Here is a 17,664-nt window from a genome sequence, read left to right on the forward strand (position 1 = left end):
CCCATGATCATTCAATCCCTGCTCGACACCGACCTGTACAAATTCACCATGATGCAGGCGGTGCTGCATCAGTACCCCGGCGCGCAGGTGCAGTATCGGTTCAAGTGCCGCACGCCGGGTATCGACCTGGCCGCGTACATCGACCAGATCAACGCTGAAATCGACCATCTGTGCACGCTGCGCTTCACCGACGAAGAGCTGGATTACATGCGCGGCCTGCGCTTCGTGAAGCCGGACTTCGCCGACTTCCTCGGGCTGTTCCACCTCGACCGCAAGTACATCGACCTGCGTCCGTCGACCACGGTGCCGGGCGAGATCGAACTGGACATCACCGGTCCGTGGCTGCACACCATTCTGTTTGAAGTGCCGCTGCTGGCGATCATCAACGAGGTCTGGTTCCGCAACACCAGCACACCGGACTACGCCGAAGGTGAGCGCCGCCTGCAGGCCAAGACCGCGCTGCTGCGTGACACGCCGGGGTTCGAGCTGTGCCGGATTGCCGACTACGGCAGCCGCCGCCGCTACTCGCGCGACTGGCATGCGCGCATGCTGCCGCAGCTGCGTGACGCGCTGGGCGCGCAGTTCGTCGGCACCAGCAACGTGCACTTCGCGCGCCTGTACGGCATGACCCCGCACGGCACCATGGCACACGAGTACCTGCAGGCGTTCCAGGCACTGGGCCCGCGACTGCGCGACTCGCAGGTGGCGGCGCTGGAGTCGTGGGCACGCGAGTATCGTGGCGACCTGGGCATCGCGCTGTCCGATGTGGTCGGCCTGGACGCGTTCCTGCGCGACTTCGACATGTACTTCTGCAAGCTGTTCGACGGTGTACGCCACGATTCGGGCGACCCGTTCGTCTGGGGCGACCGCATGCTGGAACACTTCCAGCAGCGCCGCGTGGACCCACGCAGCAAGGTGCTGGTGTTCAGCGACGGGCTGAACATCGAGAAGGTGATGCGCCTGTTCGACTACTTCCGCGGCCGCTGCCAGGTGGCGTTCGGGGTCGGCACGCACCTGACCAATGACCTCGGGCCGACGCCGCTGAACATCGTGATCAAGATGGTCCGCTGCAACGGGCAGCCGGTGGCAAAGCTGAGTGATTCGCCCGGCAAGAGCATGTGCGATGACCCGGGGTATCTGGCCTATCTGCGCCAGGTATTCGAGTTACCAGCGGGATGACGGACCGCGCGGGTCACGACCAACGGTCGTGACCTACCGCTTTCCGATGCAATTGCGAAACCCGCACCGTGCCCATTACCGAACCCGCCCGGTAGGTCACGACCGTTGGTCGTGACCGGAGCGCGTCATTCCAACGCATACCGGACCACAAACAACCCGGCCACCAGCCACACCGCCGGATGCACATCCCGCCAGCGCCCGGTACCCGCCTTCAACACCGCATAGGCGATGAACCCGAACGCCAACCCATTGGCAATCGAGTACGTAAACGGCATCGCCAGCGCGCACAGCGCAGCAGGCACAGACTCGGTCAAATCGCTCCAGTCTACATCCACCAGCTCGCGCAGCATCAGCCCGGCCACGAACAGCAGGGCAGGGGCGGTGGCATAACCGGGCACCATGGCGGCCAGCGGCGAGAACAACAAAGCCGCCAGGAACAGCGCCGCCACCACCAGCGCGGTCAGCCCGGTACGGCCACCGGCCTGTACCCCGGAGGCGCTTTCCGCAAAGGCGGTCGTGCTGCTGGTCCCCAGCATCGAGCCGGCCACAATCGCGGTGCTGTCCGCGAGCAGGGCCCGCCCAAAGCGCTTCTGTGCACCGGGCAGCTTGAGCAGGCCGGCGCGACCGACCACGCCATACAGCGTGCCGGTGGCATCGAACACTTCCACCAGCACGAACACCAGCACCACCTGCAGCAGCACGGCCAGTGGCGCGCCGCCATCGTGGTGGAGCAGGCCGGGAAGATCGAGCTGCAGGAAGGTGGGAGCAAGGCTGGGCGGCAGCGACACCAGCCCGTGGTACTGCACATCCCCCAGCGCCCAGGCCGCAGCGGTGACCGCCAGAATGCCGATCAGGATGGCACCGCGCACCTTGCGCGCTTCCAGAATGGCAATCAGCAGGAAACCGGCCAGCGCCAATAGCGGCGGAGCAGTACTGAGCGGCCCCAGCGTCACGAGGGTATCGGCGTTGGCAACGATGACGCCGGACTTCTGCAGCGCAATGATGGCCAGGAACAAGCCAATACCCGCGACGATGGCAGCCCGCAGCGAAGCAGGAATGCCCGCCACCAGCCAGGCCCGCACGCCAGTCAGTGACAACGCCAGGAAGACCAGCCCACTGATGAACACCGCGCCCAGCGCCTGCTGCCACGGCAGCCCGGCGGCCCCGACCACGGTGAAGGCGAAGAACGCATTCAAGCCCATGCCCGGAGCCATGCCTACCGGGAAGTTGGCGGCAAAGGCCATCACCATCGAGCCCAGCGCTGCGGCCAGACAGGTCGCCACGAACACCGCGCCCGGATCCATGCCGGTGGTGGCCAGGATGTCCGGATTGACAAACACGATGTACGACATCGTCAGAAACGTGGTCAGCCCAGCCAGCAGTTCGGTGCGCACGCTGGTGCCGTGCTGCTGCAGTTGGAAGGTGCGTTCAAGCAGATTCATGGTTCTTTCTCGAATTTATTTCCGCGCCAACGTCAACGGCAACGTCAAAAGCCGTCGTCGGATGCGATACGTGCTGAGGGCCGACGGGTGCGGGGGTACGGGACACGCCGTGAACCCATCCATGGGGGCTCGTAGAAAACATCCATGTTTTCTACGGTCCCGTACCCCCACACCCGACGGCCCTCTTCAGGTGGGTCGGCTGCCAAGGGCAATCAACAGCCAACGCCGGATGGGTCTGTGCTTTTGCATCTGCCAGCCGCGCTACGTAATCCATCGGGGGAGGCCGGCAGGTAGCCCCCGGAGGGACTGTCAAAAACATGGATGTTTTTGACAAGCCTACATGGATGTATTTACGGCGTGTCCCGGAGCGGGGCTGCCTGTCGGCCTCCCCAGCACGTAACAACTGAAACGCTGCTCTACGCCAAATGTGAAACGGCCGCGCGAGGGCGGCCGTTTCGTTCTACTTACTTCAGTGCCTTGAAGCGCAGGCGCTTCGGGGCGGCGTCGTCGCCCATGCGGCGGCGCTTGTCTTCTTCGTACTCGCGGTAGTTGCCCTGGAAGAACTCCACGTGCGAGTCGCCTTCGAACGCCAGGATGTGGGTCGCGATGCGATCCAGGAACCAGCGGTCATGCGAAATGACGAAGGTGTTGCCGGGGAACTCCAGCAGCGCATCTTCCAGCGCACGCAGGGTTTCGATGTCCAGGTCGTTGGACGGTTCGTCGAGCAGCAGCACGTTGCCACCCTGCAGCAGGGTCTTGGCCATGTGCAGGCGGCCACGCTCACCACCGGACAGCGAGCCGACCATCTTCTGCTGGTCCTGGCCCTTGAAGTTGAAGCGGCCGATGTAGGCGCGCGACTGGATCTCGATGCCGTTGATGTTCAGGATGTCCAGGCCACCTGCGATTTCCTGGAACACGTTGTGGTTGCCTTCCAGCGCGTCGCGGCTCTGGTCGACGTACGACAGCTTCACCGTCGGACCCACCACGATTTCGCCCGAATCCGGCTTTTCCTGGCCGGTGATCATCTTGAACAGGGTCGACTTACCGGCACCGTTCGGGCCGATGATGCCCACGATCGCGCCGGCCGGCACCAGGAAGCTCAGGTCGTCGAACAGCAGGCGGTCGCCGAACTTCTTCGACACGTTCTTGAATTCCATCACCGAATTGCCCAGGCGCTCGCCCGGCGGGATGAAGATTTCATTGGTTTCGTTGCGCTTCTGGTAGTCCACCGACTGCAGTTCTTCCAGGCGGGCCAGACGGGCCTTGCCCTTGGTACGGCCGCCCTTGGCATTCTGGCGCGACCATTCCAGTTCCTTCTGGATCGCCTTCTGGCGAGCCTTTTCCTGGTTGTCTTCCTGCTTCAGGCGCTCGTCCTTCTGCATCAGCCATTCGGTGTAGTTGCCCTTCCACGGAATGCCGCGGCCGCGGTCCAGTTCCAGGATCCACTCGGCGGCGTTGTCCAGGAAGTAGCGATCATGGGTCACCGCCACCACGGTGCCGGTGTAGCGCGCCAGGAACTGTTCCAGCCATTCCACCGACTCGGCGTCGAGGTGGTTGGTCGGTTCGTCGAGCAGCAGCATGTCCGGCTTCTGCAGCAGCAGGCGGCACAGCGCCACGCGGCGCTTTTCACCACCGGACAGCTTGCCGATCACGGCGTCCCACGGCGGCAGACGCAGCGCATCGGCGGCCACGTCCAGCTGGTTTTCCAGGGTGTGCGCGTCGCCAGCGGCCAGAATGGCCTCCAGACGCTCCTGTTCCTTGGCCAGCGCGTCGAAATCAGCGCCTTCTTCGGCGTAGGCCAGGTACACCGCGTCCAGCGCGGCCTGGGCCTGCAGCACTTCGCCCACGCCTTCCTCGACGGCTTCACGCACGGTCTTGGTCGGGTCCAGCTCCGGTTCCTGGGCCAGGTAGCCGACCTTGATGCCGGCCTGGGGACGGGCTTCGCCCTCGAAATCGGTGTCCACGCCGGCCATGATCTTCAGCACGGTCGACTTGCCCGCGCCGTTCAGGCCCAGCAGGCCGATCTTGGCCCCCGGGAAGAACGACAGCGAGATGTCCTTGATGATCTGCCGCTTGGGCGGGACCACCTTGCTGACGCGGTTCATGGTGTAGATGTATTGCGAGGACATGGGCTCTCCGAGGGCGCAATCCTGCGCCCGTTCCGTCAGGAACAGTCGCAGTGGGAATTGGGATGTCGCCAATTATAGCCGGAAGCGGTGACAACCGCCGGACAGCCCGGCCCATGGGGCTTGCCGCTGCCTGAATGGGCCGTCAAACCCCGTTGAATGGAAACCGTTTCCAGCCGGAAACCGTTCAGTCGCCGTCCGCATGATGGAAACCGTCACTTCCCACCCAGCGAGAAACGCCATGCGCATGAATCGAATTGTGGTCGGTACCGTTGCCGCGCTGCTGGCAGTGGGAACCGTCGCCCCGGCGTTTGCCGACGATCACCGTGGCCGCGGCCACGACCGTCGCGAATGGCGTGATGACCGCCGCGAACACCGCGACGACCGCCGCGAGTGGCGGGATGATCGCCGTGAGTGGCGCGATGACCGTCGCGAGGCCCGCCACGACCGCCGTTACCACAATCACGGCTACTACCGTCCGGCCCCGCCGCCGCGCGTGGTCTACCGCCCGGCTCCGCGCCCGGTGTACGGCTACGGCTGGCAGCGCGGTCACCGCTACCGCGACTACTACGGTGGCCCGGTGTACGTGGTGAACGACTACAGCCGCTACTCGGTGCGTCGTCCGCCGTACGGCCACCACTGGATCCGCGACGACCGCGGCAACCTGCTGCTGGTCGCCATCGCCACCGGCATCATCGCGGACTTCGTGATCAACGGGCGGTAATGGCTTTACGCGAACGGCGGCGTCTCAATTCATCCGTGCTGGGGAGGCCGTCAGGCAGCCCCGCTCCGGGACACGCCGCAAGTACGTCCATGTAGGCTACTCCACGGCATCCATGCCGTGGAGTGTCCCTCCGGGGGCTACCTGACGGCCTCCCCCTCATGCATCGCGCAACACGGACGGTAGCGTCGATCGACAGACGATGGCCGTGAAATGATCAACATCCGGTAACGCATGACCCCAAATCAACATCGCTGTTGATCCGGCATTTCCCATGGCCGCCGACGCATTGTCGATGGCGGGTTGGGGTGGGCTGGAGGGGGCGTGAGCCGCATGGATGCGGCGATCGAGCTTACATGGACGTACTTGCAGCGTCCCCCGGAACGCCCATCCCGACCCGCCAAACACGGGAACCGATGCCCACCGGCTGTTCGCCAGAATGCAGAAGGGGTGCCGGGCCAAGCCCCGCACCCCTACGTAGTCCCTGCAATCGCAATCGCAGTTCGAGCTTTAGAACCCGACCGACCAGTCCAGCTGCGCGCCCAGCTCACGCTGGTCGCCGCCGCGACGGCCCTGCACCTGCAACGAGACCCGGCTGTTCGCGGACGGGCTGATCGCCACGCCCAGCTGCGCCAGTGCGGTGCTGCGTGCCAGCGGCGTGCCAGCGATGCTGAAATCGCGGGTGCCTGACGCGAAGCGGGCATCGGCCAACGGCAGGCGGTCGCCGTCGGCGTACTGCCAACCGACGCGCGCGGTCAGCACCGCACGGTCACGCTGGCCGCCGCTGATGTCCCAGTCGGCCTTCAGCGCTGCCACGCCGGTGCGGTAGTCGCTGTCTGCGGAACCGATCACCAGCGCGCTGTCGCCGCCACGCTCCTGGCTGCCATCGCTGTCCAGGTTCACCTGCGCCAGCTCGATTTCCGGCGTCAGCTGCAGGCGCGCGCCACCAAAGGTCCAGCCTGCACGCACGAACGCCGTGGTGCCTGTCGCGTCCTCACGTGCCACCAGCGTTTCGCTCAGCGTGCTGCCCACTTGTGCGGTACGGGTGCTGTCGGTGCGGTAGTCCGCCCGGGTCACACCACCACGCAGACGCAGGCCCTGCCACTGGTACGCCGCGTACACGCCGTACTCCGTGCTGTCGGTTTCGGCCTGGCCGTTGCCACTGCGCAGGCGCGTTTCCAGACGCTGCTGACCCGCAGCCACGCCCAGTTCCAGCGCCTCACCGACCTGCCAGCCGGCACCGGCCATCAGGCCGTCCTGCGACACGCGGGTGGCGGTGTTGTTGGCGGTGGCGTCGGTGCGCTGCTGGCCACCGCTGCCGGCCAGCCACACGCGCAGGCCCGGCGAGACTTCGCCGCTGATCGCGCGGCCGTCCAGGTGACGATCAATGCCATCGTGCAGGAAGCGGTTCTGCAGCAACGTGCCGCGATGGGCCGCGTGCACTTCACCGCTCAGGCTGTCGAACGCCGGCGCCACCTGCGGCACTTCCAGGCGCACCACGGCGTCGTAGACCGCATTGCCTTCGCCCAGTGCTTCCACCGCACCGGCCACGGCCTTCTGGTTGGTGTTGACCACCACGTCCGGGAACGCCAGTTCGATGTCCGGCATCGACACGTCGTTGCGCGCCATGGTCAGGTACACGTTGTTGGCGTCGTACTCCAGGGTCGGGTCGAGGAAGGCCAGGTTGCTGGTTACGCCCGAGAAGGTGCCGTTCACACCGCCCGCAGCGGTCAGGATGCGGTAGCGGGTGGACGGTGCCCAGTCGCCGTCGGTGGCCACGGCCACGGTGTTGGCCTGGCCCAGCAGGGTACTGCCGCCGACCGACACGAAGTCACTGGCTCCGTTGGCCGCCAGGTCCACCTGGAAGGTCGAGGTGTCGTCGAAGTTCAGCACGCCGGCGATATCCATGCGGCTGATCGCCGCGCCAATGTTGTTGCCCGGCGACAGCGTGCTGAAGCCGCTGACGAACACGTTGCCGAGACTACCGTTGCCGGTCAGCCAGCCGCCACGGGTGACCTGCACATCGCCACCGAGCGAGCCGGTCACGTTGAGCTGGCCACCATTGATCACCGTGGTACCTGTGAAGGCGCTGCTGTCGCCGCTCAGGGTCAGCGAATGGCGGCCCTGGCGCAGGAAGCCGCTGCCGCTGATCTGGCCGGCGTAGTTCAGCACGCGGGTGGTGTCGGTCTCGAAGGAGGCACCACTGCCGATCTCGATATTGCCGCCGTTGAGCGCGTTGCCGGTCACGCGCAGGGTGCCGCCTTCCACGCGGGTCGTGCCTACGGTGCCGCCGCCCAGGGTCAGGGTGCCCGCATCGCGCTTGACCAGCGTGGTGCTGCTGCCGCCGCTGACGTTGCCGGCCAGGGTGGCGCTTTCGCCATTGGCCACCACTACGGCGACCTCACCCAGCATCTGCACCGAGTTGTTGAAGTTCATGCCATCAGAAAGGCCCAGCGTGGTGCCATCGGCCATGCCCAGCCAGCCGCCGCCCAATGCCGCGCTGTGGGCCAGGTTCAAGGTGCCCGTGTCCACCTGCAATGCGCCCGACCAGCCGGTGCTGTCGCCACGCAGCGTCAGTTCACCCGTGCCGGTCTTCAGCAGGGTGCCTGTGCCCGAGAACGCGCGGCTCGCCGTCAGGCTGCCGTCCACGTCGAAGGTCGAGTCGGCGCTGAGCAGCACTGCCGAGTCCAGGTTCATCTCGCTGCCCGTGCGCAGGGTGCCCCCTGCCATTTCAAAGCGGGCGGTGCCCGCGCCAGCGGACACCACCGGATTGGTGGACTGGGTGCCCACGATCATCAGCGCGTTTGGACCCACCGTGATCGTGCCGCTGGCACCGGCGTTGCTGGCCAGGATGATGCCGCCGCCGATCTCGGCCGTGGCACCATCGGTTACGGTGAAGCTGCCCTGACCGGATACGCCTACGCTCAGCGAGCTGCTGACCCAGTTCGAGCTCGCGCCGGAGACGAGGATGTCCCCGCGGCCGCCAACGAACTGCCCCATCGTTGCGTGGCCAAGCGTTGCGCTGGCACCGTCAAGGATTTCATAGGTGCCTCGGCCCCCGTTGCCCACCGTCAGTGCGCCGGTGTGATTGGCGGCGCTGCCGGTGCCGCTCACCGTGATCCGGCCCACGCTGCCGCCGAGGTTGCCAACAAGGGCGTCGCGACCGTTGAGCTGGCCACCACCCGTGACTTCCAGGGTGCCGGTGCCGGCCTGGCCGGCGAACAGGGTGTCGCCGGTGTTCCACGTGCTGCCGGCACCCTGGACCCGCACGATGCCGGTGCTGCCGTTCATTGACGCGATGTAGCTCTCGCGGTCGATGGTCATGCTCCCACCGCCGAGGATGGACAGCTCGCCGGTGCCGAAGTGGCCCACGCCGATGCTGTAGCGGGCGTTCCACTGCGAGCCAACGCCATTGATCGTCGCTACGCCCAGCGAGCCTACCTGGGTACCCATGTAAAGCGTATTGGTGTCCAACCTGCCGCCCGCGAAGATATCCAGTCGCCCGGCACCGCTGTTGCCGATGTGCACTTCGTCGGCATCGGGTACGAGGATGCCGGTGATCCGCACGCCGCCGCTGTTGACGTAAGCGGTGTCGTTGGGGGTGTCGATACCGCGGTCGGTCGGTACGCCAGCGCTCCAGCTGCTGCCGACGTTCCACTCGCTGCCCGGGGGCCCCACCCAGATCGTATTGATGGCCAGCGCCGCTGGTGCCATGCAGGCCAGCGCAATGCCGGTGAACAGCGGGGCCAGGCGCGGTGTGCGACGGTGGCCTGTGGTGGTGGCATGGCCGCCACGGGTGAATTCGGAAACAACCTGCACGCACTTCAGCGCGTGATTGAAGACCACGCGATACACATGATTCACAAGCCAACCCCTGTTTGAACGAAACGATTCCCTGAGTTGGCGATAACGGCCGCTGGCTGAACGACTTTAGGGTTCGAGATCGATTAATCTGAACAATTCAAGGAACGGTGTCCCAATTCAGCTATTTGGCCGGATTTGCACAGGCGGGTGAGCACGCCCTCCGGCACGGGCCAGCCCGGCCCGCCGGCCTTACAATGGAAGGCTGCCGTTCCCCTCACCCTGCCTGGAGTAAGCGATGTTCCCGCGTGACGTCCGCATCGAAACCTACGATCCCGAACTGGCCAAGGCCATGGCTGCTGAAGTCCAGCGCCAGGAAGACCATGTGGAGCTGATCGCCAGCGAGAATTACACCAGCCCGGCGGTGATGGAAGCCCAGGGCAGCCAGCTGACCAACAAGTACGCCGAAGGCTACCCGGGCAAGCGCTACTACGGTGGCTGCGAGTACGTGGACGTGGCCGAACAGCTGGCCATCGACCGCCTCAAGCAGCTCTTCGATGCCGATTACGCCAACGTGCAGCCGCACAGCGGCTCGCAGGCCAACCAGGCGGTGTACTTCGCCTTGCTGCAGCCGGGCGACACCATCCTCGGCATGAGCCTGGCCCACGGCGGCCACCTGACCCACGGGGCCAAGGTCAACGCCTCGGGCAAGATCTTCAACGCCGTGCAGTACGGGGTGAACGAGCAGGGCCTGATTGACTATGACGAAGTCGAGCGTCTGGCCCTGGAGCACAAGCCGAAGATGGTCGTGGCCGGCTTCTCGGCCTATTCGCAGGTCATCGACTGGGCGCGCTTCCGCGCCATCGCTGACAAGGTCGGGGCCTACCTGTTCGTGGACATGGCCCACGTCGCCGGCCTGATTGCCGCCGGCGTCTACCCGAGCCCGCTGCCGCACGCCCACGTGGTCACCTCGACCACCCACAAGACCCTGCGCGGCCCGCGCGGCGGCATCATCGTGGCCAAGGGTGCGGGTGAGGAGATCGAGAAGAAGCTGCAGTCGGTGGTGTTCCCGGGCATCCAGGGCGGTCCGCTGATGCACGTCATCGCCGCCAAGGCGGTGGCCTTCAAGGAAGCGCTGGAACCGGGCTTCAAGACCTACCAGGCGCAGGTCGTGAAGAACGCCCAGGCGATGGCCACCACGCTGATTGCGCGTGGCTACAAGATCGTCTCCGGTGGCACCCAGAACCACCTGATGCTGGTCGACATGATCGGCAAGGATGTGTCAGGCAAGGACGCGGAAGCGGCGCTGGGCAAGGCCCACATCACCGTCAACAAGAACTCGGTGCCGAACGACCCGCGCTCGCCGTTCGTGACCTCGGGCCTGCGCCTGGGTACCCCGGCAGTGACCACCCGTGGCTACACCGAGCAGGACTGCGTGGAACTGGCCAACCTGATCGCCGACGTGCTGGACGCGCCGGCCGATGAAGCCGTCATCGCCCGCGTGCGTGACGCGGTCAGCGCGCAGTGCCGCAAGTACCCGGTCTACGGGTAATGCCAAGGGCCGCCGGGTTCACCCGGCGGCCTTCGCGGCGTGGCGGAAACCGGCCGTGATTTGCTGTGAACCGGGCTTCTCAGGTACCTTTGCGACGCTGCGGTGACCGCAGCATGACGATTTTTCGATGCAAGGCGCTTCATGCACTGTCCGTTCTGCCAGCATGCCGATACCCGGGTGATTGACTCGCGCGTCTCTGAAGACGGCGCGACGATCCGCCGTCGGCGTGAGTGCGAGGCCTGCAACGAGCGCTTCAGCACGCTGGAAACCATCGAGTTGAAGCTGCCGGCCATCGTCAAGAGCGACGGCAGCCGTGAGGCCTTCGACGCCCGCAAGCTGCGGGTCGGCTTTGACCGCGCGCTGCAGAAGCGCGCGGTGCCGGAAGAAAAGATCGAGCTGGCCGTGCGCGCGGTGATGCACCAGCTGCGCATGTGCGGTGAGCGCGAAATTCCGTCGATCAAGGTCGGCGAGTTCGTGATGAACGAGCTGCGCAAGCTCGATCACGTGGCCTATGTGCGCTTTGCCTCGGTGTATCGCAGTTTCGAGGACGTGGCCGATTTCCGCGAGGAAATCGAGAAGCTCGAACGCGATCTGCCGGCCAGCACCGAGCAGTTGCAGCTGCTGGGCGATGTGATCGCCCTGACCAAGAAAAAGAAGGGCGCGTAGAGCGGGGCTTGCCCCGCTGCATTACCATCGTCGCCATGACGTTCTCCGCAACCGATCACCTGCACATGGCCCGCGCGCTGCGCCTGGCTGAGCGTGCGGCCTACACCACGCGACCCAACCCGATGGTGGGCTGTGTCATCGCCCACGGCGAACAGGTGGTGGGCGAGGGCTGGCACCAGCGCGCCGGCGGCCCGCATGCGGAAATCCATGCCTTGCGCGCGGCCGGCGAGGCGGCACGCGGAGCGACTGCCTACGTCACCCTGGAACCCTGCGCGCACTACGGCCGCACGCCGCCGTGCGCGCTGGCGCTGATTGAAGCCAGGGTAGGGCGGGTCGTGGCCGCGATGCGCGATCCGTTCCCCAAGGTCGACGGCGGCGGCTTCACCCTGCTGCGCGACGCCGGCATCGAGGTCGCCGAAGGGCTGATGGCGACGCAGGCGCGTGAGCTGAATCACGGCTTCCTGTCGCGGATCGAGCGCGGCCGGCCTTGGCTGCGGGTCAAACTGGCGGCCAGCCTGGACGGCCGCACGGCGATGGCCGACGGGTCGTCCAAGTGGATCACCGGCCCCGCCGCGCGTGAAGACGTACAGCACTGGCGCGCCCGTGCCGGGGCGATCCTGACCGGTGCCGGCACCGTGCTGGCTGACGATCCGCAGCTGACCGTGCGCTTGTCGGGCGTGGAGGCGCTGCCGCCGCTGCGGGTGGTGCTGGATGCGCAGTTGCGCACGCTGTCGCAGCGTCGCGTGCGCGAGGGCGATGCGGCCACCCTGTATCTGCATGGCGAGGGTGAGCGCGCGCCCGCCGATACTGACGCGCAGTTCCAGGCGCTGCCGCTGCAGGACGGGCGCTTCGATCTGCCGGCGGTGATGGCGCTGCTGGCCGAACGCGAGATCAATGAGGTGCACACGGAGGCAGGGGCCACGCTTTCCGGCGCACTGGTGCGCGCGGGCCTGGTGGACGAACTGCTGCTGTATCAGGCCCCCACGCTGTTGGGCGAACAAGGCCGCCCGCTGCTGGATGGGCTGGGCATTGCCGCGATGGATCAGCAGCGACGTCTGCGCGTGGTCGAACAACGACAGGTCGGCGACGATCTGCGCCTGCTTCTACGGCCCGCGTAAACGCCACTGGGGTAACCAACGCCATCGTCCTGCGCACGTAACAATTCGTAGTGACACGCCATGCGTGTCAACCGCGCGCAGCGCGGCACAAGCATCCGATGCCAACGGCAATACCGATGTCCATCCACCTTCCGGGTGTGGTGGTGAACGAAGCGCGTTTCAGATGCCCGTGGTGCCGGAACGAAGAGCAGACGCGCATGGCGCGTCTCTACGCGACGTTGCCCACAAAAAACGGGCCCCTTGCGGGGCCCGTTCGATCACAGCGCAGGGGTAACCCCGCCGCCCGATCAGAAACTTGCGCGCACGCCCACCGAGTACTGGGTGATGTCGTCGAAGTACTGCGCTTCGCCGACCAGGCCCCAGTTCTTGGTGAAGTTGACCTGGCCACCCAGGGTGCCGATCCACTCGCCGTCCATGTCGCTGCCGTCGATGTAGCCGGCCTTCAGCCAGGCTTCGGTGCGCTTGGAGGGCTTGCCACGCACGCCGAAGGCGGCACGGCCGGCGTTGGTGTGGAACTCTTCACGCTCGGAGAACTGGTCGTCCTTGTACTTGAGTTCGTTGTTGATGCGCATCCAGGCGAGGTCGGCAGTGAAGTCCAGACGCTCGCTGATCGGCATGTGGTAGCCGATGCCCAGCTCCGGCTGCTCGATGGTATTTTCGATGCTGTACGGGCCGTAGATGTCTTCGTAGTGGTACTTCTTCGACACCGTGCTGTAGCCACCGAACACATATACCTGCTCGGCAATCGCGAACGAGCCGCGGATGTAGCCGCCGTCCAGCTTCGGGTTGCTGCCCGGCTGGCTGACCTGCAGCTGGGTCCAGCCGCCTTCAACGTAGGTGTAGCTGAGCGCATCGGCCGAAGCGGCGAGCGGAGCGGCAGCCAGCAGAGCGGCGGCCAGAACGAGAATCTTGCGCATGGCGGTTCCTTGGGGAATGAGGTCCATTTCAGCCGGCCCCTCATGGGACGGCAGGGCGGTGATCATCACCGCGGCGCGGAGTTTAACAAATACTTTACAGAAAGCGAGCGCTCAGCCTGGGCTGTTACAATGCCCGGGTCGGCTCGCCGACATAATCAAACGTCTTCAGGGCGGGGTGCGATTCCCCACCGGCGGTAGGTGCGCAAGCACGAGCCCGCGAGCGCTTCCGGTGTTGCCGGAAGGTCAGCAGATCCGGTCCAATGCCGGAGCCGACGGTATAGTCCGGATGAAAGAAGACGGTGCTCCAGGGCCTGCGATGGCTCTGTGCCCGCCTGTTTGCCTTGCGGCGTTTTTCGCTCACTTTTCGCGGAGAACGTTCCTTTGTTTACCGGAATCATCGAAGGCGTCGGCCATGTGGCCGCACGCGAATCTCTTGGCGGCGATGTCCGCTTTACCTTCCACGTCGGCAGCCTGCCGTTCGACCACGTCCAGCTGGGCGAAAGCATCGCCATCAATGGCGTGTGCCTGACCGTGATCGCCTTTGACGCGGTGTCCTTCCAGGCCGATGCCTCGACCGAGACCCTGGGGTTGACCACGCTGGGCCAGTTGGCCGACGGCGCGATCATCAATCTGGAGCGGGCCATGCGCCCCACCGACCGCCTGGGTGGTCATCTGGTCAGCGGCCATGTCGATGGCCTGGGCGAAGTGGTGTCCATCCATGACGATGCCCGCGCACAGCGCTGGCGCTTTGCTGCGCCGGCGGATCTGCTGCGCTACATCGCGAAGAAAGGCTCGATCTGTGTCGACGGGGTCAGCCTGACCGTCAACGACGTGGATGATGCCGGCTTCGAGGTCGCGCTGATTCCTCATACCGTCGCCCATACCGCCTTTGCCACCCGCCGCGTGGGCAGCGCGGTCAACCTGGAAATCGACCTGATCGCCCGTTATGTGGAGCGACTTGTCGGCCTGCCGACCAACGGTCGGCAGCTACCGCCGGAGGCACACGCATGAATTTCGCCCCCATTCCCGAGATTCTGGAAGACATCCGCCAGGGCCGCATGGTGGTCATCGTCGATGACGAGGACCGCGAGAACGAAGGCGACCTGATCATGGCCGCCGAGCTGGTCAAGCCGTCGGACATCAACTTCATGGTCACCCACGGGCGCGGTCTGGTCTGCCTGCCGCTGACCCGCGAGCGTGCCGCCGACCTCGGCCTGGCCCCGATGGTGCAGGCCAATACCGCGCAGTTCCAGACCAATTTCACGGTCAGCATTGAAGCCGCCGAGGGCGTCACCACCGGCATTTCGGCCTACGACCGCGCCCACACCATCCGCACCGCGGTGAAGCCGGATGCCAAGCCCAGCGACCTGCACCAGCCGGGCCACATCTTCCCGCTCATCGCCCAGCCGGGCGGGGTGCTGACCCGCGCCGGGCATACCGAAGCCGGCGTCGACCTGGCCATGCTGGCCGGGCTGGAACCGGCCGGCGTGCTGGTGGAGATCCTCAACCCCGACGGCAGCATGGCGCGCCGCCCGGAACTGGAGGTGTTCGCCCGCGAGCACGGGCTGAAGATCGGCTCCATTGCCGACCTGATCGCCTACCGCCTGGCCACCGAGAAGACCGTCGAGCGCGTCGACGAACGCGAGATCGAGACCGAATTCGGGCCGTTCACCCTGGTCACCTACCGCGACCGCATCGCCCACGACGTGCACTTTGCGATGGTGCGCGGCACCGTGGATGCCGAGCCGACCCTGGTCCGGGTACAGGTGGAGAACCCGCTGGCCGACCTGCTGCACTGGCGGCGGGACGACTTCGGCGTGGCCGCCACCGACGCCCTGCGCGCCATTGCGGCGGCCGAGCGCGGGGTGATGGTGGTGCTGTCGGCCCCGCGCGACGGCCAGGCCCTGCTGGCCCGCCTGCGCCAGCAGCCGCAGCCGGTGGCTCCGGGCAAGGACAAGGACGTGAGCCAGTGGCGGCGCAACGGCGCAGGTGCCCAGATCCTCTCCGACCTCGGCCTGGGCAAGCTGCGCGTGCTGGGCACCCCCCGCCGCCAGATCGGCCTGTCCGGCTACGGCCTGGAAGTCGTCGAGACGGTCACCCCGTAATCCCGTAGAGCCGGGCTTGCCCGGTTGTTCGGCCAACCGCCAGCCGGGCATGGCCCGGCTCTACGCTAGAATACCCCCCATCTATCGGACCCCTTTTAACCATGAGCCACTACGAAGGCGACCTCCGCACGCCGGAAACGGCCCGCTTCGCCATCCTCGCCAGCCGCTGGAACGCCCGCATCACCGACGTACTGGTGGCCGGTGCGCGGCAGAGCCTGGCCGGCAACGGCATTGCTGAAGCCGACATCGACGTGATCCGCGTGCCGGGTGCGTGGGAGCTGCCGCTGGTGGCGGCCCGCCTCGCTGCCGCGCACGAACATGCCGCCATCATCACCCTGGGCTGCGTGATCCGGGGCGACACCCGCCATTACGAACACGTGGCCGACCGCTGCGCCGAAGGCCTGATGCGCGTGCAGCTGGACTTCGGCGTGCCGGTGCTGAACGGCGTGCTGGCAGTGGAACGTGCGGAAGATGCCGAAGCCCGCGCCGGCGGCAGCCATGGCAACAAGGGCGAAGAAGCCGCACTGGCGGCGTTGGAAATGGTCAATCTTCTGGAGCAGTTGCCGTGAACAATAAATCCCCGGGCAAGCCGTCCGGCAAGCCGGTCCGCCGCGATGGCATCGACCCGGTGCTGCGCTCGCGCGCGCGCCGTCGTGCCCTGCAGGCCATCTACGCCTGGCAGATCTCCGGCGGCACCGCACAAACCCAGATCGCCCAGTTCGCCCACGAGCAGGCCCGTGAAATCGCAGATCTGGCCTATTTCGAGGCCTTGATCCACGGCGTGCTCGACAACCGCAAGGACCTCGACGAGGCACTGACTCCGTACCTGGACCGTGGCATCGAAGAAGTGGACGCGATCGAGCGCGCCGCGCTGCGCGTGGCCGCGTATGAACTGCGCTACCGCATGGACGTGCCGTACCGCGTGGTGATCAACGAAGCCATCGAATCGGTGAAGCGTTTCGGCTCCGAACACGGCCACACCTACGTCAACGGCGTGCTGGACCGTGCCGCCGTGGAATGGCGCAAGGTCGAAAACGGCGGCTGACCGCCTCATGGCGCTGGCCGAGTTCTCGCTGATCGACCGTATCCGCGCGCGCACCGCCGCACGCGCGGACATTGCACTCGGCATTGGCGATGACGCCGCACTGCTGCAGCCGCAGGCCGGACTGCAGCTGGTGGTGACCGCCGATACGCTCAACAGTGGCGTGCACTTCCCGCCGGAAACACCGGCGGCGGATATCGGCTGGAAAACCCTGGCGGTCAATCTTTCCGATCTGGCCGCGATGGGCGCGCAACCGGCGTGGTGCACGCTGGCGCTTTCATTGCCGGACGCGCAGGAAGACTGGGTCGATGGCTTTGCGGATGGCTTCTTCGCACTGGCCGATGCCCACGGCATCGTGCTGATCGGCGGTGACACCACGCGCGGGCCGCTGTCGCTGTCGGTGACCGCGATGGGGCAGGTCACTCCAGGCACGGCCCTGCGTCGCGACGCCGCGCAGATCGGTGATGACATCTGGGTCAGTGGCACGCTGGGCGATGCGGCCATTGCACTGCGCGCCTGGCAGGGCGGCACGCTGGACGTGCGTGGTCCGGCCGAAGATGCGCAGGTGGAGCACCTGCGTCTACGGTTGGCGCGCCCGACCCCACGCGTGGCACTCGGCCGCGCGCTGGTGGGGCTGGCCCATGCCGCCGTGGATGTGTCTGATGGCCTGCTCGCCGACCTGGGGCACATCTGTGCGCGCAGCGGTGTCGGTGCCCGGATCGACCCTGCCTGTCTGCCGCTGTCGGCTGCAGCACGCGCGCGGGTGGGGGACACCCACGCACGCGATGCCGCTCTGCGCGGGGGCGATGATTACGAGCTGTGTTTCACCGCACCGCCTGCAAAGCGCGCAGCGATTGCAGGGTTGGGTGAGCGGCTTGTGCTGCACCTCACCCGTATCGGTGAGGTTGTGCGGGGGCAGGGCGTTGTGGCCGATGGCAGCGAGAGCGGCACCACCGGCTACGAGCACTTCCTGTAAGCCGGTAGCGCCGGCCGCT

At 66.3% G+C, this 17,664-nt stretch carries 14 protein-coding genes and 1 riboswitch; of the genes, 10 read left to right on the forward strand and 4 right to left on the reverse strand.

Annotated features, from left to right (window positions below; all coding sequences use genetic code 11):
* The first annotated feature begins 3 nt into the window (after positions 1-3).
* Positions 4-1,179, forward strand: a complete 1,176-nt coding sequence (pncB, locus tag PDM29_RS10610) for a nicotinate phosphoribosyltransferase (RefSeq protein ID WP_311190149.1) — start codon at positions 4-6, stop codon at positions 1,177-1,179.
* 125 nt (positions 1,180-1,304) lie between these two features.
* On the opposite strand, the gene PDM29_RS10615 is transcribed toward pncB, so the two are convergent.
* Positions 1,305-2,621 carry an NCS2 family permease gene (locus tag PDM29_RS10615; RefSeq protein ID WP_311190150.1) on the reverse strand — a complete coding sequence of 439 codons (1,317 nt, stop codon included), beginning with the start codon at positions 2,619-2,621 and terminating at the stop codon, positions 1,305-1,307.
* A gap of 464 nt (positions 2,622-3,085) precedes the next feature.
* On the reverse strand, positions 3,086-4,750 hold the full coding sequence (gene ettA / locus PDM29_RS10620; RefSeq protein WP_125359933.1) for an energy-dependent translational throttle protein EttA: 1,665 nt from the start codon (positions 4,748-4,750) through the stop codon (positions 3,086-3,088).
* Positions 4,751-4,988: 238 nt separating this feature from the next.
* Between ettA and PDM29_RS10625 the strand changes: the two genes are divergently transcribed.
* The gene (locus PDM29_RS10625) at positions 4,989-5,471 is read left to right on the forward strand and encodes an RcnB family protein (RefSeq protein WP_311190151.1); all 483 of its coding nucleotides are present in this window, start codon (positions 4,989-4,991) and stop codon (positions 5,469-5,471) included.
* Between the two features lie 507 nt (positions 5,472-5,978).
* Here PDM29_RS10625 and PDM29_RS10630 read toward each other — a convergent pair.
* Positions 5,979-9,332: an autotransporter domain-containing protein gene (locus tag PDM29_RS10630; RefSeq protein ID WP_311190152.1), complete on the reverse strand. Its 3,354-nt coding sequence runs from the start codon at positions 9,330-9,332 to the stop codon at positions 5,979-5,981.
* 235 nt (positions 9,333-9,567) lie between these two features.
* Here PDM29_RS10630 and glyA point away from each other — a divergent pair, with 235 nt between their 5' ends.
* The 3 genes from glyA (at position 9,568) to ribD (ending at position 12,605) form a co-directional block, all read left to right on the forward strand.
* On the forward strand, positions 9,568-10,821 hold the full coding sequence (gene glyA, locus PDM29_RS10635) for a serine hydroxymethyltransferase (RefSeq protein WP_125359936.1): 1,254 nt from the start codon (positions 9,568-9,570) through the stop codon (positions 10,819-10,821).
* A gap of 141 nt (positions 10,822-10,962) precedes the next feature.
* Entirely contained in the window at positions 10,963-11,487 is a 525-nt protein-coding gene (gene nrdR / locus PDM29_RS10640; RefSeq protein ID WP_311190153.1) for a transcriptional regulator NrdR, read from the forward strand.
* A 35-nt stretch (positions 11,488-11,522) separates the two neighbouring features.
* Positions 11,523-12,605: a bifunctional diaminohydroxyphosphoribosylaminopyrimidine deaminase/5-amino-6-(5-phosphoribosylamino)uracil reductase RibD gene (ribD, locus tag PDM29_RS10645; protein WP_311190154.1), complete on the forward strand. Its 1,083-nt coding sequence runs from the start codon at positions 11,523-11,525 to the stop codon at positions 12,603-12,605.
* A gap of 287 nt (positions 12,606-12,892) precedes the next feature.
* Here ribD and PDM29_RS10650 read toward each other — a convergent pair whose 3' ends face one another.
* A complete protein-coding gene (locus PDM29_RS10650; protein WP_311190155.1) occupies positions 12,893-13,522 on the reverse strand; it encodes an outer membrane beta-barrel protein in 630 nt (209 codons plus the stop codon).
* Positions 13,523-13,679: 157 nt separating this feature from the next.
* Positions 13,680-13,824, forward strand: a riboswitch (FMN riboswitch).
* 79 nt (positions 13,825-13,903) lie between these two features.
* Between PDM29_RS10650 and PDM29_RS10655 the strand changes: the two genes are divergently transcribed.
* From PDM29_RS10655 to thiL, 5 genes are all read left to right on the forward strand, one after another.
* Positions 13,904-14,533 (forward strand): riboflavin synthase, encoded by a 630-nt coding sequence (locus PDM29_RS10655; protein WP_311190156.1) that lies wholly within the window; start codon positions 13,904-13,906, stop codon positions 14,531-14,533.
* A complete protein-coding gene (gene ribB / locus PDM29_RS10660; RefSeq protein WP_311190157.1) occupies positions 14,530-15,627 on the forward strand; it encodes a 3,4-dihydroxy-2-butanone-4-phosphate synthase in 1,098 nt (365 codons plus the stop codon). Before PDM29_RS10655 ends, ribB begins: the two co-directional genes overlap by 4 nt.
* Before the next feature lie 101 nt (positions 15,628-15,728).
* Positions 15,729-16,196, forward strand: coding sequence for a 6,7-dimethyl-8-ribityllumazine synthase (gene ribH / locus PDM29_RS10665; RefSeq protein ID WP_125359942.1), 468 nt, complete (start codon positions 15,729-15,731; stop codon positions 16,194-16,196).
* Positions 16,193-16,672, forward strand: a complete 480-nt coding sequence (gene nusB, locus PDM29_RS10670; protein ID WP_311190158.1) for a transcription antitermination factor NusB — start codon at positions 16,193-16,195, stop codon at positions 16,670-16,672. Before ribH ends, nusB begins: the two co-directional genes overlap by 4 nt.
* A 13-nt stretch (positions 16,673-16,685) precedes the next feature.
* A complete protein-coding gene (gene thiL, locus PDM29_RS10675) occupies positions 16,686-17,645 on the forward strand; it encodes a thiamine-phosphate kinase (protein ID WP_311193762.1) in 960 nt (319 codons plus the stop codon).
* Positions 17,646-17,664: the final 19 nt, after the last annotated feature.

This window comes from Stenotrophomonas oahuensis, assembly GCF_031834595.1.
Lineage (GTDB): Bacteria > Pseudomonadota > Gammaproteobacteria > Xanthomonadales > Xanthomonadaceae > Stenotrophomonas > Stenotrophomonas oahuensis.